Genomic DNA, 16,450 nt, shown 5'->3' with positions numbered 1-16,450 from the left:
AAGACTACCATCATTGGTGGTCTTTTCTTATATTTGTTCAAAATGTTTAAAAAAATAGTAAATATGAAAAAATTAGTTAGTGGCATATTGTTGGCATCGCTGATTATATCGTGTAACAAAAAAAACAATTCGCAAGACTTAGTGGAAAGATTAGAATACCCTGAAACAAAGAAAGACAGCACAGTATTCACTTATTTCGGAGAGGAAGTCGCTGACCCTTATCATTGGCTGGAAAACGACCGGTCGGAAGAAACCGGAAAATGGGTTACGGCTCAAAATGAAACTACTTTTGGTTATTTAGCCCAGATTCCGTATCTGGACAAGCTGAAAAAACAACTCGAAAGTAAATGGAATTATGAAAAAATCGGAGCTCCGTTTGTTGAAGGAGAATATACTTACTTTTTCAAAAACGACGGTTTGCAAAACCAATCTGTCTTGTACCGGAAAGATAAAGACGGAAAAGAAGAAGTTTTCTTAGACCCGAATACTTTTTCGGAAAAAGGAACAACTTCTCTTGCCGACCTTTCTTTTTCTGATGACGGAAGCCTCGTTGCTTATGCGATTTCAGAGGGCGGAAGCGACTGGAGAAAAGTTATTGTGCTCAATGCAAAAGACAAATCGATTGTTGGCGACACCTTGGTAGATGTTAAATTCAGCGGACTTTCGTGGTACAAAAACGAAGGTTTTTACTACTCAAGCTATGACAAACCTGAAGGCAGTGAATTGTCTTCTAAAACAGATCAGCACAAACTATATTATCATGTACTGAACACTCCTCAAAAGGAAGATAAAGTGATATTCGGAGGTGATATAAAACGCCGCTACATCGGTGGATATGTGACTGACGACCAGAACTATTTGATAATTACTGCCGCCAATGCCACTTATGGCAATGAGCTTTATATCCAAAATCTTTCTGATGGTTCGGCAATCCGGAATATCGTAAACAATATGGATAATTCACATACTGTCTTGGACGCCAAAGACGGGAAATTATTCATCATTACCGACCTGAACGCTCCCAACCAACGGTTGGTTGTTACCGATGCTGCCAATCCGGCGATGAGCAACTGGAAAGATGTGATTGCGGAAACAGAAAATACGGTAAGTTTTTCTAAAGCAGGCAACTATTTGTTTGCCAATTACATGAAAGATGCCCTTTCTGTGGTTAAGCAATATGATTATGACGGAAAAGAAATCAGAGAAATTGAATTGCCTGGATTGGGAACAGCTTCCGGATTCGGCGACAAATCTGATGCTACGGAATTATATTACAGCTTTACCAACTACGTTACACCAACTACGATATTCAAGCTGGATTTAGCTTCCGGAAAATCTGAAGAATACCAGAAACCAAAAATTGATTTTAATCCGGACGATTACGAATCCAAGCAAGTTTTCTATACCTCAAAAGATGGTACAAAAGTTCCGATGATGATTACTTATAAAAAAGGAACAAAACTCAATGGTCAAAACCCTACGATACTATACGGTTACGGCGGTTTCAACATCAGTCTGACACCAAGTTTCAGTGTTCCCAATGCCGTTTGGATGGAAAACGGAGGTATCTATGCCGTTGCTAACCTCAGAGGTGGTGGCGAATATGGTAAAGACTGGCATATTGCCGGAACACAGATGAAAAAACAAAACGTTTTTGATGATTTCATCGCTGCAGCGGAATTTCTTATCAAAGAAAACTATACTTCGTCAGATTATCTGGCAATCAGAGGAGGTTCAAACGGCGGTTTACTTGTTGGTGCGTGCATGACTCAGCGTCCGGATTTGTTCCGTGTAGCGTTGCCTGCCGTGGGCGTTTTGGACATGCTTAGATACCACACATTCACTGCAGGAGCTGGCTGGGCATACGATTACGGAACTGCTGAAGATTCCAAAGAAATGTTTGATTACCTGAAGGCTTATTCTCCGGTGCATAATGTAAAGGAAAATACGGAATATCCGGCTACGTTGATTACTACTGCCGACCACGACGACCGCGTTGTTCCTGCACACAGCTTTAAATTTGCCGCTGAATTGCAAGACAAATACAAAGGAACCCGCCCGATGTTAATCCGTATTGATGTTGATGCAGGGCACGGTGCTGGTAAATCGGTTGAACAAACAATTAGCGAAAATGCCGACATACAAGCGTTTACCTTATATAATATGGGAATAAAGAATATCAAAAACTAATTACCTTTGCAAACCTTCCGGATTTTAAAACCCGGAAGGTTTTGATTAAAAGAAAGCAACCCATCAGATATCCTAAACATTTCAGTGATGACACGAACTATCCAAATCACAAAAATCAGTTTGATTTTTATTCTCAGCTTATTTTTCGGAAGCTGTATTAACACTACCACCATCTCCGATGGTTTGACACTAATCGAAGGAAGTGGAAATGTGATTACCGAGCAAAGGAAAACCCCTAAAAGCTTTGACAAAATTGATGTATCGAGCATTCTTAAAGTAGAATTGGAACAAGCACCGGACTACGAAATTATCGTGGAAGCTGATGACAACATTATTCCATATATTCTTACAGAAGTTCACGGTGGCACACTGAAAATTCATTTTGACAATGTTTCCGTAAAAAACATCAAAGAGGCGAAAGTTTACGTAAAAATGCCCGATATTTCAGAATTACGAGCGTCGGCATCTTCTGAAATTAAAACTAAAAAACCAATAAAATCCGAAGATTTGGTGTTAAGAACAAGCAGTGTAGCCGATATGGTTTTGGCAGAAGTGAGAGCCAAATCCGTGGTGATGGAAGCAGGCAGCTCGTCTGATATCAAAATCGAAGATATCTATACCACAGCCTGTGAAATCCAAAGCTCGTCAACCGCAGGAATTGAAATCAACCATATCGAATCGGGTAAAATTAATTTATCTGCATCAAGCAGTTCAGATATTGAAATGAATAAAGTTTTCACGAAATCTTTCTTTGCCGAAAGCTCGTCAACGGCTGATATTGAGGTCAAATATATTCAATCAGACAAAATCAACCTGATTGCCGGCAGCAGTTCCGACATCAAACTAAAAGGAAAAGCATTGAATTTATCTGCCAAAACCTCATCAACAGCGACTATCGACACCAAAGAGCTTGTTGCGGATAATGCCACCGTTTCGGCATCGAGCAGTTCAAAAATATTGGTGCACCCGGTTGTTTCACTAAAAGCTAAGGCGTCGTCAGCGGCAGATATTTACTATTACAACCAACCCGAGACGATTGACAAAGATACTTCGTCATCGGGCAGCGTAAAAAAGAAGTGATAACAATCTGAATGAATATATAAAAAAATAAAAAGCCCGAAAATAATTATTTTCGGGCTTTTTTAATTGTAAAATATTTACTCAAAATCCAGCTTATAAATACTACTGTTCCGGATATCGTCGTGTGAGCTGAATGTCACATCAAGGTCTTTGACGAGTCCAGTGTCGAGTCCGTAAACCCAGCCGTGAACAGACAGTTCCTGCCCTCTGCTCCACGCTTCCTGCACAATTGAAGTCACAGCCAAGTTCAGCACTTGTTGTTTAGTATTCCATTCTACGAAACGGTCAAACCTTTCTTGCTCGTCTTCGATGGCTTCAATATCGCTTTTACGGAATTTATAACTGTCTTTGATATGACGAATCCAGTTGTCGATAATCCCTACCGAACTACTTCCCATAGCGGCTTTTACACCACCACAACCGTAATGCCCACAAACGATTACGTGTTTCACTTTCAGCACATTAACTGAATAATCAAGTACACTCAGCATATTCATATCAGAGTGAACGACCATATTGGCGATGTTCCTGTGAACAAACACCTCGCCGGGCTGGGCACCAATAATCTGGTTTGCCGGAACGCGGCTGTCTGAACAACCAATCCACAAAAGCGGAGGAGTTTGCGTATCTTTCAATTTTTTGAAAAAATCCGGGTCTAAAGCCAGTTTTGACTCTACCCACTTTTTGTTATTTTCTATGATTTGCTTATAAAAATCTGACATTGTTTTATGTTTTTATTTATTCTTTTTTTTCTTTTTATTTTTTCCGTTTCCGTTAGTTTCCTCGTATTTTATTTCTGTAATTACCTCGCTTGACGTTTTATGTCTTTCTCTGTGTTTCATCAATAAATTATGCTCAACAGAAACATTTCTGATATCAGTTTCTGTGTTTGACAAATCGTATTCGTTCTTAAAGCCGATAAGCGTAACATCGATGTTTTTTAACTGAGCACGGATATCTCTGAATTCTTTAATACTATCCAGAATATCATGGGCGATATAAACCGTGTCTGAAGCGTTGATAATTACTTTTGAGTTATCAGGAATTTTATTTAAAGTAAACAAAATAGCCGCTTTGTTCAAAAAAGATACTTCCTGTGCCAAGTGAATATGGATAACATCTCCTTTTTCATATTCCTCTTTACGGAAATAATAAGCCCTTTTCATGTTTCCTCTCAATATGGCAAATATACTGATAAACATTCCTAATGCTACACCGGTTAGCAGGTCGGTAAACACCACCACCAATACGGTTACTATGAACGGCACAAACTGATATTTCCCGCGGCGGAAAAAGTGTTTGAAAACAGCTGGTTTTGCTAATTTGTAGCCAATAACCAACAACACAGCTGCCAAAACTGCAAGCGGAATTTTGTTCAACAAAAACGGAATCGACAATACACTAACCAAAAGCAAAATTCCGTGAATGATTGCCGACATTTTTGATTTTGCACCAGCATTGGCATTAGCAGATGAACGAACGACCACCGAAGTCATTGGCAACCCGCCCAGCAACGAGCTTATCATGTTTCCTGTTCCCTGAGCTTTCAGCTCCAAATTGGTATCAGTAAGGCGTTTTTGCGGGTCGATCCTGTCGGACGCCTCAATACACAAAAGTGTTTCAATCGAAGCCACAATCGCAATGGTTACCGCAACTGTCCAAACCTCTTTATTGGTAAAACTTGAAAAGTTTAATCCGTCTGAAAAATTCAGAAAATCAGGCAGAATGAAAATTCCTTTGAATCCTTCCCAGCTTGTTACCACTGGTAGTTCAACAAGATAATTACTTGATGTAATAGCCAACGGACTTCCGGTCGCTTTGAAGATTTCATTTAAAACTGTTCCGACAATAACCGCCACCAATGCACTCGGAAGCATTTTTATTTTTTTGAGCACATCAACTTTATCCCATATAATAATGATGGCTAATGAAACGAGAGCAATAATGATTACACCCGCCTGAATTTCGGTAAAAGCTTTGGCAAGATCTGTGAAAATAGCCAGCCCGTTTCCTACTTCGACATCTGAACCTAAAGCTTTCGGGATTTGCTTCAGAAAAATGATAATTCCGATACCGGCAAGCATTCCTTCAATAACGTTATTCGGAAAATAATTCGAGATTGCTCCCGCCTTGAGATACCCCAACGCCAACTGCATCAGTCCTGCCAGAAAAACAGCCGTCAGAAAAACCTCGAATGAACCCAATGAAAGAATCGCCGCAAGCACAATCGCGGTAAGTCCGGCTGCTGGTCCCGAAACACTGATGTGAGAATTGGAAAGATATCCAACCACGATTCCACCAACGATTCCGGTTATAATTCCCGAGAACAATGGTGCTCCCGAAGCCATTGCAATTCCCAAACACAACGGGAGTGCAACTAAAAACACAACCAATCCTGAGGAAAAATCATACTTCAGATTGGCAAAAAGATTTATTTTTTTTGACATAATTTATTTAAAATTTAGTGTGAAAACACATTGTAATGACTTTGTTGTCATGACAAAACAAGCATGATTCAACCTTGGTCAGGTCAAACCAGCATCAAACCCAATCCTGAAAAGATTGAGGTAATTACACTAAATTTTGTTCAGGAGGCGGAAGTAGGATTTCATCAAAGTAATCATCATTCAGAAAAAGTTTTTTAGAGGCAAACTGTCTGTTCTGAATGAGTATGAAATCTGAAAAATCGCAGAAACTGGTGTATGCCACAAGTTTTTCTTCTTCTTCAATAAGATTATTGGAATTCTTGGTTTCCTCTTCGGTAAGCGTGAGTGAATCGTAACTGAAATCGGTATCTTTCAAGGTACAAAGTGCAGGTGTAACAAAAGCATTGCACATAATGGCAATGAAGATTACACTGAGTATTTTATGAAACAATCGATTTCTTTCCATTTTTCTTTTTCTCGTGATGCAAATATAAAAAGATGTATTCGTCTTTGGTTATCTGTTTAACAAGATTTAACGCCTTATAACAATATATTAATCTGTTTTATTTATACTCATTTTAAATTAACCGTTTCTTCGGCTAATCTGTATTCAAACTTTTTTAAACTCCTAAATATCGAAGTATATTTGCTGTTGGTAGTAATTTTAAGAGAAAATGCAATCTACACAATTTGATTTAATACCTATTTTGATGCAGTTAGGACTGGCTGCCGGTTTCGTTATACTAACCGTATTTATCTCCGGAAAGTTAGGTCCAAAACGTTCATCAAAAAAGAAAGATGTGAATTTTGAGTGCGGTATAGAATCCGTCGGTAATGCCCGCGTGCCTTTTAACGTGAAATACTTTTTGGTAGCCATTCTGTTTGTGCTGTTCGACGTAGAAGTTATTTTTATGTATCCTTGGGCAGTCAATTTCAAAGCACTTGGCTGGGAAGGTTTTGCCAAAATGGGCATCTTTATCGCCATCTTGGTAGTTGGATTATTTTATGAGTTCAAGAAAAAAGGACTCGAATGGGATTAAACAACGGAATTATGAGTAACAAAGATATCAAAATGACCGCCCCTCCCGAAGGCTATACCGGAGAAGGTTTTTTCGCAACCAAGCTGAGTGACATTGTCGGGCTGGCTCGTGCCAATTCCATGTGGCCTTTGCCTTTCGCCACTTCTTGCTGCGGAATTGAATTTATGGCAACCATGGCAGCCACATACGACATTGCCCGATTTGGCTCGGAACGAATGAGTTTCTCGCCTCGTCAGGCAGATGTACTGCTGGTTATGGGAACCATTGCCAAGAAAATGGCACCGATTCTTCGTCAGGTTTATGAGCAAATGTCGGAACCGAGATGGGTAATCGCAGTCGGGGCGTGTGCCAGTACCGGAGGCGTGTTTGACACCTACTCTGTTCTGCAGGGTATCGATAAAGTTATTCCGGTAGATGTTTATGTACCGGGTTGTCCACCAAGACCGGAGCAGATTCTGGATGGTATCCTTCAACTACAGGAAATCGTGAAGAAAGAATCTGTTTACAGACGCGGTTCTGAAGAATACCAAAAGTTATTAAACTCATACAACATCAAATAATGAGCTTGACTAACGAAACCATACAACAAAAACTGATAGAGAAATTCGGTACCGATATTATCGAATTTCATCAGTCATACGATATATTAACCTTTGAAATCAATCCGGAAAAAACCCGGGAGGTCATTCAGTTTCTGAAAGAAGACCAGGAATTAAACTTCCATTTTCTGACAGACGTCTGCGGTGTGCATTATCCTGATTATCCGGAAGAAAGGCAATTTGCCGTTGTTTATCATCTGCATAACTGGCTGACCAAAGTTCGGATAAGAATCAAAACTTTCCTGAACGGCAGAAAGCCTGAAACAGAAAGTATCGCAGATATTTTCCCGGCAGCCAATTGGCAGGAAAGGGAAACTTACGATTTCTACGGAATCGTTTTCAAAGGACACCCGCAATTGAAGCGTATTTTAAACATGGACGAAATGGAATCTTTTCCATTAAGAAAAGAGTTTCCGTTGGAAGACCAAGGTAGAACCGATAAAGACGACCGTTTCTTCGGAAGAACCGGTCCTAATTGTTAATCCATTCGAGTTATGTCAGAATTATTGCTAACACCCGAAGACCGGTTTCAGAAAGAAATTGACCGCCGCAAAAATGAAGACGGAGTGGAGTTATCTGTCCTCAATCTCGGTCCGACACACCCTGCCACGCACGGTATTTTCCAGAATATCCTGTTAATGGACGGAGAGAAAGTCATTGACGGAGAAGGTACTGTCGGATATATTCACCGGGCATTTGAAAAAATCGCCGAAAACAGACCTTTTTATCAAATCAATGTGCTTACCGACAGGCTGAATTACTGCTCATCGCCTATCAACAATATGGGTTGGTGGATGACTGTCGAGAAGGCGATGAACATCGAAATCCCGAAGCGTGTACAGTACTTGCGTGTGATTATTATGGAATTGGCTCGTATTGCCGATCATATCATATGTAGTTCGGTGATGGGCGTAGATACCGGGGCTTTGACCGGTTTTTTATACGTTTTCCAATACAGAGAAAAAATATACGAAATATACGAAGAAATCTGTGGAGCAAGACTAACGACCAATATGGGACGTATCGGCGGGTTTGAACGTGAATGGAGTGAAACCGCCTGGAAAAAAATCAATGAGTTTTTGGACGAGTTCCCTGCTATATGGACAGAGTTCGAAAACCTGTTGGTGAGAAACCGTATTTTTATGGACAGAACGATTGATTCCGGAGCTATTTCTGCCGAGAGGGCATTGGCTTATGGTTTTACAGGTCCAAACCTACGTGCAGCCGGGGTAGATTATGACGTTCGCGTAGCACAACCTTACAGCTCGTACGAAGATTTTGAATTTGACGTTCCGGTTGGACAAAACGGTGATTGTTATGACCGGTTTTGTGTGCGTAATGCTGAAGTTTGGGAAAGTTTAAAAATCATTCGTCAAGCCATAGACAAAATGCCGGAAGGACCTTTCCATGCTGATGTTCCTGAATATTATCTTCCACCAAAAGAAGATGTATATAATAATATGGAAGCCTTGATTTATCACTTCAAAATTGTGATGGGAGAAATTCCGGTAACCAACAAAGAAATTTATCATGCCGTTGAAGGCGGTAACGGAGAATTAGGATTCTATCTTATCACTGACGGAAGTCGAAGACCATATCGATTGCATTTCAGAAGACCTTGTTTCATCTATTACCAGGCATTCAACGAAATCATCAAAGGTCGTAGCTTGTCTGACGCGATTATTACGCTGTCAAGTATGAACGTTATTGCTGGAGAATTAGACGCTTAATCTTATGGAAAGAACAACAATAAAACAAGAAATAAACATAAGTGAATCGTTAATGGAACGCATTAACGAATTGCTTTCACATTATCCGTCTGATAAAAAGAAATCGGCTTTACTGCCTGTTCTTCATGCAGTTCAAGACGCACACGACCATTGGTTGAGTGTGGAATTGATGGATAAAGTAGCTGAAATTTTAGAAATACAACCTATCGAAGTTTACGAAGTTGCTACATTTTACACAATGTATGCTTTAAAACCAAGAGGAAAATACCCTTTGGAATTTTGCCGAACTTCGTGCTGTATGCTTCGTGGAGCAGAAGATATGATGGATTACACCTGCAATAAATTGGGAGTAAAAGAAAACGAAGTAACTTCTGACGGAATGTTTTCCGTTCACGGAGTGGAGTGTTTGGGAGCTTGCGGATATGCACCGATGTTGCAGTTAGGAGATTTTAACCACGAGCATTTGACCAAAGAAAAAATCGACCAGTTGATTGAAGATTGCAGAGAGGGAAAAATTGATTTAGTATAATTTCGGAGTTATGGCAAGAAAGATATTACTTGAAAAAACAGGAATTGAGGGTATTCGTAATTATGATGTATATCGTAAAAACGGAGGGTATGCCTCTGTGGAAAAAGCTCTGAAAATGACCCCTGACGAAATTGTCGAGGAGGTTAAAAAATCAGGAATGAGAGGTCGTGGAGGAGCTGGTTTCCCGATGGGAATGAAGTGGAGTTTTATCGACAAAAAATCGGGAAAGCCAAGACACTTGGTCTGCAATGCTGACGAATCCGAACCCGGTACTTTCAAAGACCGTTATTTAATGGAGTATATTCCGCATTTGCTTATCGAGGGAATGATTGCTTCGAGTTATGCTTTGGAGGCAAACCTTTCTTATATCTACATTCGTGGGGAATATATGTGGATTTTCAAAATATTGGAAAAAGCCATAAAAGAGGCTTATGCAAATGGTTGGTTAGGAAAAAACATTAAAGGCTCGGGATTTGATTTGGACTTGTATGTGCATTGCGGAGCAGGAGCTTATATATGTGGAGAAGAAACAGCTCTTATCGAATCTTTGGAAGGAAAAAGAGGAAATCCGAGAATGAAACCGCCTTTCCCTGCCGTTAGCGGATTGTGGGCAGAGCCGACTGTTGTAAACAACGTGGAATCTATATCGAATGTGCCTTGGATTATTTTAAATTCGGGAGATGAATATGCCAAAATCGGAATCGGACGTTCAACAGGAACGAAACTGATTTCTGCCTCGGGGCATTGTAAAAATCCGGGTGTTTACGAAATCGAACTCGGACTTTCGGTTGATGAATTTATGAATTCGGACGAATATTTGGGAGGAATGATGAACGACAGACCTCTGAAGGCTCTTATTCCTGGAGGTTCATCTGTTCCGATTCTGCCTGAACATTTGATTTTCAAAACAGCAAACGGAGAAGACCGATTAATGACTTACGAATCGCTTTCTGACGGAGGTTTTGCAACAGGGTCAATGTTGGGCTCGGGAGGATTTATCGTATATAATGATACTTCTTGTATTGTAAGAAATACTTGGAATTTTTCGAGATTTTACCACCACGAAAGTTGCGGACAATGTTCGCCTTGTCGTGAGGGAACAGGTTGGATGGAAAAAGTCCTGTACCGAATCGAAACAGGACACGGAACAGAAGAAGATATTGAATTGCTTTGGAGCATTCAGTCGAAAATTGAGGGGAATACAATTTGTCCGTTAGGAGATGCTGCGGCTTGGCCTGTTGCTGCTGCTATCAGACATTTCAGAGAAGAATTTGAATATCACATTCGTTTCCCTGAAAAAATCAAAAACAGAGACCATTTTGTAAATGAGCCGATGTCGAAAGTAAGACATTTGTTAGAAAAGCAAATGGTATAATCCCCTCCCGACCTCCCCAAAGGGGAGGAGCAAGGAGTGAAAATTTATAATGGATATTTAAAATTTCCTTCGGAAAGCCCCTCCTTTGGAGGGGTTGGGGAGGATTAGAATAGAAATATGAAAGTAACAATAGACGGACAAACAATAGAAGTAGAGGCCGGGACAACCATTTTACAGGCTGCCCGAATGATGGGAGGAGAATCTGTCCCTCCTGCAATGTGCTACTATTCAAAACTCGAAAATACGGGAGGGAACTGTCGTGCTTGTTTGGTGGAAGTAGCCAAAGGAAGTGAGGCAGACCCAAGACCAATGCCGAAAATGATGCCTTCGTGCAAAACAACCGTTATGGACGGAATGGAAGTAAAAGTAAAATCTTCCGAAAGAGCCATGGATGCCCGAAAAGCCGTAACGGAATTTTTGCTTATCAACCACCCTTTGGATTGTCCGGTTTGCGACCAGGCAGGGGAATGTGATTTACAGAATCTGGCATTTGAACACGGATTAGAAAAAACCCGTTTTAAAGAAGAAAAGAGAACTTTTGAGCCTGAAAATATCGGAGATAAAATACAACTTCATATGAATCGTTGTATTTTGTGCTACCGTTGTGTAAAAGTCGCCGACCAACTTACAAACGAGAGAGTTCACGGAGTAATGAACCGAGGTGACCACGCACAAATTTCGACTTATATTTCCAAAGCAATTGACAATGAGTTTTCGGGAAATATGATTGATGTATGTCCGGTTGGAGCTTTGACAGACAAGACATTCCGTTTCAAATCGAGGGTTTGGTTTAACAAGCCTTTCAATGCACACAGAAATTGCGATAAATGTTGTGGAAAAACAACCCTTTGGATGTTCGGAAACGAAATTCAGAGAGTTACAGCCCGCAAAGACGAATACCACGAAGTGGAAGAATTCATCTGTAACGAATGTCGTTACGACCACAAAGATACAAACGATTGGGTTATCGAAGGACCTCGTAAGTTCGAGAAATGGAGTGTAATCAACCAAAACAATTACACCCGCGACATGAAAAAAGTGGAAATTCATACCGAAAAACAGATTTTATTGGGTCGAGATCAAGACCGTAAGAAAATCAGTATGAAAGACATTCCTTATTCATCTGAAAAAACGACGGAATAATTATGGAGAATGCAATTATCATAGAAAAAGGCGTTATTATTTTAGCCGTATTTGCCATCACGATGTTGTTTGCGATGTATTCGACATTGGCAGAACGAAAAATAGCCGCATGGATTCAGGACAGACGAGGCCCGAACAGAGCCGGTAAAGGTGGTATATTGCAACCTTTGGCAGACGGTTTGAAACTGTTTTCCAAAGAAGAATTTATGCCAAACACACCCAACACATTTTTGTTTGTGTTAGGCCCGACAATTTCCATGACTATGGCATTGATGACCAGTGCTGTTATCCCATGGGGAAGCACCTTGGAAATCGGCGGAAGAACAGTCGTTTTACAAGCTACCGACATCAATGTAGCCATGCTGTATGTGTTTGCTGTACTGTCTGTTAGCGTTTACGGAATTATTATCGGAGGCTGGGCGTCCAACAATAAATTCTCTTTGATGAGTGCCATGCGTGTGGCTTCACAGATGATTTCGTACGAAATTGCGATGGGATTATCCATCGTAGCGTTACTGATGATGTACAGTACCATGAGTTTATCTGAAATTGCAGCAGGTCAGCACGGTATGGCTTGGAACATTTTCTATCAGCCTTTAGGATTTTTTATCTTTCTGATATGTTCATTTGCTGAAACCAACCGCACGCCGTTTGATTTGGCAGAATGTGAACAGGAATTGATAGGTGGTTATCACACAGAATATTCCTCTATGCGAATGGGATTCTATTTGTTTGCGGAATATGCAGCAATGTTCATCTCCTCTACCCTTTTGGCGGTGCTTTACCTCGGAGCATACAATTATCCGGGCATGGACTGGGTAGCCGAAAATTGGGGACACAACGTATCAGGCATCATCGGAATATTGGCATTATTTGCTAAAATATGTTTTTTCATATTTGTCTATATGTGGGTAAGATGGACCATTCCAAGATTCCGCTACGACCAGTTAATGAATTTGGGTTGGAAAATACTGATTCCGTTGTCTATTATCAATATCATTATTACCGCCATTGTAATTCTTATTCAAAACTAAAGCAAACAGCTTTAAAATAAAACAGACATGTCTATAGATACTATTTCATTATCGGGCAGAAAAAAGCAGGTTACTAACAAAAAAATGAATTTTTGGGAGCGTATTTATGTGGTAGCTATTCTCAAGGGAATGCAAACTACATTCAAACACATTTTCAAAAAGAAAGTTACCATCAGTTATCCTGAACAACAACGACCATTCAGTCCTGTTTATCGCGGGCGACACACACTGATGCGGGACGAAGAAGGTAGAGAACGTTGCACCGCCTGCGGTCTTTGTGCTTTATCCTGCCCTGCCGAAGCTATCACGATGAAAGCTGCCGAGCGTAAACCAGAAGAAAAACATCTGTACCGCGAAGAAAAATATGCCGAAATCTACGAAATCAATATGTTGCGTTGTATTTACTGCGGATTGTGCGAAGAGGCTTGCCCGAAACAAGCTATTTACCTGACAAAATCCGGAAGAATCGTAAATGCCGGCACCAGCAGAGAAAGTTTCATTTTCGGTAAAGAACAATTGGTTATGCCACTTGAGGCGGCAGTCAACAACACAAAACAAAATCAAGCTTAAATATATGAATACTATCGAAATCATATTTTATATATTATCGGCAGTCACATTGGGCAGTGCCATGCTGACGATTCTGAGCAAGAACCCGATTCACAGTGCTATCTGGCTGGTTGTAAGTTTTTTCAGTATTGCCGGGCATTATGCTTTGATGAATTCTCAGTTTCTGGCAATGGTGCATATCATTGTATATTCCGGAGCCATCATGATATTGATGCTCTTTACCATTATGTTGATGAACCTCAACATCAGTGACCATATTTCCAAACCGATGGTCACAAAAGTAATTGCTGCCGTGGCATTTTGCCTTGTCGGACTTACTTTAATTAGTGTGTTGGCGAAAACCGCACCTGCCATCGACACTTATGTAAACGGAACACACGATTACCAATCTATCGAAATATTAGGACAAATATTATTAGATGAATATGTTCTGCCGTTTGAAATGGTCGCTATATTATTGCTTATGGCAATGATTGGTGCAGTACTCATCTCTAAAAAAGACAGAAAACCAGCATAATATGGAAAATGTTTTACAAATCATCGGTGTAGAAAACTACATTTATCTGGCTGTGATGCTATTTGCAGTCGGTGCTTTCGGATTGCTTTACCGACGCAACGCCATCGTGATGTTTATGTCTATTGAAATCATGCTGAATGCCGCCAACCTACTGCTGGTAGTCTTTTCAAACTATCATCAGGACGCAAGCGGACAGGTTTTCGTATTTTTCAGTATGGCAGTAGCCGCTGCCGAAGTAGCTATCGGACTGGCAATTTTAGTGTCTATATACAGAAATATGGGCAGCATAGATATTGATAAACTTAAAAACTTAAAAGGATAATAAATGGAGCTATCGATACTCATTACCATCATTTTACCCTTGGTTGGCTTCTTGCTGTTGTTTCTCGGCGGACGCAGCATCAGCAATAAATTGTCGGGAGCAATCGCTACACTCACTGTGGCAGCATCTTTTGTTCTGTCGATACTCATCTTTACTTCTATCAAAAGTACAGGCGAATCTATCCATATTCATCTTTTTGACTGGATACAATTTGCTGATTTCAAAATTGATTTTGCTTTTCACATCGACCAGCTGAATGCTTTGTGGTTGCTTTTCGTGACCGGTATCGGAGCGTTGATTCATTGGTATTCAACTTCGTACATGAAAGGCGACGACGATTACAATAAATATTTCTCTTACCTGAACCTGTTCGTATTTTTTATGTTGGTTTTGGTCAGCGGAAGCAACTTGCTGATTATGTTTATCGGTTGGGAAGGCGTAGGTTTATGCTCATACTTGCTCATCGGTTTCTGGCATAAAAATCAAGCGTTCAATGATGCTGCCAAAAAAGCCTTTATCATGAACCGTATCGGGGATTTAGGTTTCCTTATCGGGGCTTTTATCCTGATTTCATTGTACAATACCATCGACTTTGTTGAATTACGTCAGCTTACTGAACATGGAACGTCATTGGCTGCATTGCCATTGCTTGGCGGAGCGACCTTGGCATTGTTTGTTGCCGCAGCAGGAAAAAGTGCTCAGATTCCGCTTTACACCTGGTTACCCGATGCGATGGCGGGTCCTACACCGGTTTCTGCATTAATTCACGCAGCAACTATGGTTACTGCCGGGATTTTTATGATTACCCGACTGAACTTCATTTTTGACCTAACGCCTGATGTACAGAACATTATTGCTGTTGTTGGTGCGTTAACTTCATTGCTCGCAGCCTCAATCGGTCTGGCACAAAACGACATCAAAAAAGTATTAGCCTATTCAACCGTTTCTCAGTTGGGACTAATGTTCTTAGCTATCGGATTAGGTGCTTATGAAATCGCTGTTTTCCACGTGATTACACACGCTTTCTTCAAAGCCTGTTTGTTCCTGGGTTCAGGGTCAGTTATCCACGCCGTGGGTGGCGAACAAGATATGCGTCACATGGGCGGACTGAAAAAATATATGGGAATTACTTATGTAACTTTTCTTATTTCCTCATTGGCAATTTCCGGAATTCCGCCATTTTCAGGGTTTTTCTCTAAAGATGAAATTCTGATGACGGCTTTCCATAACAATATGGTACTTTACATCATCGGCTCGTTAGCATCAATCATGACGGCTTTTTATATGTTCCGATTGATATATCTTACTTTCTTCAACCAATTCAGAGGAACGGAAGAACAAAAATCACACTTACATGAAAGTCCGAAAAGTATGACTACTCCTTTGATTGTATTGGCCATATTGGCGACTGTCGGCGGAGCAATCAGTTTGCCGGGAAGCAGTTGGCTAAACGATTTTCTGGCTCCGGCAATCGTACACAATGCAGCTGCCCACCCGCACGAATTGGGCACAACAGAATATCTGCTGATGGCTGTGGCTGTGGTTGGTGCTTTGATCGGAATCGGTTTGGCATACAACAAATACGGTAAAGGCAAATTTGTTCCGGGCAACGACAATCAGTTATCAGGCATACAAAAAGTTTTATCCAACAAATTTTATATAGACGAAATATACAATGTGCTTATCGTTTCACCGATAAACTGGTTGGGAAGCGTTTTCAAAACTATTTTCGAACCACTTATTGCCGGCATTGTTTTATCGTTTGGCAGGTTTGCCCACGAACTATCCTATCAAGGTAAAAAAGCCCAAAATGGAAATATCGGATTATATCTGTTTGCTTTTGTCTTTGGTATTTGTGCTATTGTTTATTATTTATTCATCAGATAATATTAGAT

General features: G+C 40.5%; 17 protein-coding genes. 14 read left to right on the top strand and 3 right to left on the bottom strand.

Features of this window, described 5'->3' with window-relative positions:
• The first annotated feature begins 63 nt into the window (after positions 1–63).
• Both CDL10_RS07210 and CDL10_RS07205 read left to right on the top strand, forming a co-directional pair.
• A complete protein-coding gene (locus tag CDL10_RS07210; protein ID WP_100678678.1) occupies positions 64–2,190 on the top strand; it encodes a prolyl oligopeptidase family serine peptidase in 2,127 nt (708 codons plus the stop codon).
• 87 nt (positions 2,191–2,277) lie between these two features.
• Positions 2,278–3,270 carry a head GIN domain-containing protein gene (locus tag CDL10_RS07205; RefSeq protein WP_100677907.1) on the top strand — a complete coding sequence of 331 codons (993 nt, stop codon included), beginning with the start codon at positions 2,278–2,280 and terminating at the stop codon, positions 3,268–3,270.
• Positions 3,271–3,347: 77 nt separating this feature from the next.
• Here CDL10_RS07205 and CDL10_RS07200 read toward each other — a convergent pair whose 3' ends face one another.
• The 3 genes from CDL10_RS07200 to CDL10_RS07190 form a co-directional block, all read right to left on the bottom strand.
• Complete coding sequence (locus CDL10_RS07200) at positions 3,348–3,992, bottom strand: carbonic anhydrase (RefSeq protein ID WP_100677906.1); 645 nt, start codon at positions 3,990–3,992, stop codon at positions 3,348–3,350.
• 12 nt (positions 3,993–4,004) lie between these two features.
• Entirely contained in the window at positions 4,005–5,717 is a 1,713-nt protein-coding gene (locus CDL10_RS07195) for a SulP family inorganic anion transporter (protein ID WP_100677905.1), read from the bottom strand.
• A gap of 124 nt (positions 5,718–5,841) precedes the next feature.
• Positions 5,842–6,162, bottom strand: a complete 321-nt coding sequence (locus CDL10_RS07190; RefSeq protein ID WP_100677904.1) for a hypothetical protein — start codon at positions 6,160–6,162, stop codon at positions 5,842–5,844.
• 208 nt (positions 6,163–6,370) lie between these two features.
• Between CDL10_RS07190 and CDL10_RS07185 the strand changes: the two genes are divergently transcribed.
• From CDL10_RS07185 to nuoL, 12 genes are all read left to right on the top strand, one after another.
• Positions 6,371–6,736, top strand: a complete 366-nt coding sequence (locus tag CDL10_RS07185; RefSeq protein ID WP_100677903.1) for an NADH-quinone oxidoreductase subunit A — start codon at positions 6,371–6,373, stop codon at positions 6,734–6,736.
• Positions 6,737–6,747: 11 nt separating this feature from the next.
• On the top strand, positions 6,748–7,296 hold the full coding sequence (locus CDL10_RS07180) for an NADH-quinone oxidoreductase subunit B (RefSeq protein ID WP_100678677.1): 549 nt from the start codon (positions 6,748–6,750) through the stop codon (positions 7,294–7,296).
• Positions 7,296–7,817, top strand: a complete 522-nt coding sequence (locus tag CDL10_RS07175; protein ID WP_100677902.1) for an NADH-quinone oxidoreductase subunit C — start codon at positions 7,296–7,298, stop codon at positions 7,815–7,817. The genes CDL10_RS07180 and CDL10_RS07175 overlap by 1 nt, the downstream gene beginning before the upstream one ends.
• Positions 7,818–7,829: 12 nt before the next feature.
• Complete coding sequence (locus tag CDL10_RS07170; protein WP_100677901.1) at positions 7,830–9,065, top strand: NADH-quinone oxidoreductase subunit D; 1,236 nt, start codon at positions 7,830–7,832, stop codon at positions 9,063–9,065.
• A gap of 4 nt (positions 9,066–9,069) precedes the next feature.
• Positions 9,070–9,594, top strand: a complete 525-nt coding sequence (locus tag CDL10_RS07165; protein WP_100677900.1) for an NADH-quinone oxidoreductase subunit NuoE family protein — start codon at positions 9,070–9,072, stop codon at positions 9,592–9,594.
• 10 nt (positions 9,595–9,604) lie between these two features.
• Positions 9,605–10,969, top strand: a complete 1,365-nt coding sequence (nuoF, locus tag CDL10_RS07160) for an NADH-quinone oxidoreductase subunit NuoF (protein WP_100677899.1) — start codon at positions 9,605–9,607, stop codon at positions 10,967–10,969.
• 117 nt (positions 10,970–11,086) lie between these two features.
• Positions 11,087–12,112: a 2Fe-2S iron-sulfur cluster-binding protein gene (locus CDL10_RS07155; protein ID WP_100677898.1), complete on the top strand. Its 1,026-nt coding sequence runs from the start codon at positions 11,087–11,089 to the stop codon at positions 12,110–12,112.
• A 2-nt stretch (positions 12,113–12,114) separates the two neighbouring features.
• A complete protein-coding gene (gene nuoH, locus CDL10_RS07150) occupies positions 12,115–13,146 on the top strand; it encodes an NADH-quinone oxidoreductase subunit NuoH (RefSeq protein ID WP_100677897.1) in 1,032 nt (343 codons plus the stop codon).
• Between the two features lie 27 nt (positions 13,147–13,173).
• On the top strand, positions 13,174–13,716 hold the full coding sequence (locus tag CDL10_RS07145; protein ID WP_100677896.1) for a NuoI/complex I 23 kDa subunit family protein: 543 nt from the start codon (positions 13,174–13,176) through the stop codon (positions 13,714–13,716).
• 4 nt (positions 13,717–13,720) lie between these two features.
• Positions 13,721–14,233: an NADH-quinone oxidoreductase subunit J family protein gene (locus CDL10_RS07140; RefSeq protein WP_100677895.1), complete on the top strand. Its 513-nt coding sequence runs from the start codon at positions 13,721–13,723 to the stop codon at positions 14,231–14,233.
• A gap of 1 nt (position 14,234) precedes the next feature.
• Positions 14,235–14,555, top strand: a complete 321-nt coding sequence (gene nuoK / locus CDL10_RS07135) for an NADH-quinone oxidoreductase subunit NuoK (protein WP_100677894.1) — start codon at positions 14,235–14,237, stop codon at positions 14,553–14,555.
• Positions 14,556–14,558: 3 nt separating this feature from the next.
• A complete protein-coding gene (gene nuoL / locus CDL10_RS07130; protein WP_100677893.1) occupies positions 14,559–16,442 on the top strand; it encodes an NADH-quinone oxidoreductase subunit L in 1,884 nt (627 codons plus the stop codon).
• Positions 16,443–16,450 lie beyond the last annotated feature (8 nt).

This window comes from Avrilella dinanensis (assembly GCF_002807015.1).
Lineage (GTDB): Bacteria > Bacteroidota > Bacteroidia > Flavobacteriales > Flavobacteriaceae > Flavobacterium > Flavobacterium dinanensis.
The sequence above is the reverse complement of the archived record's forward strand: the minus strand, read 5'-3'. Positions and strand labels throughout refer to the sequence as shown.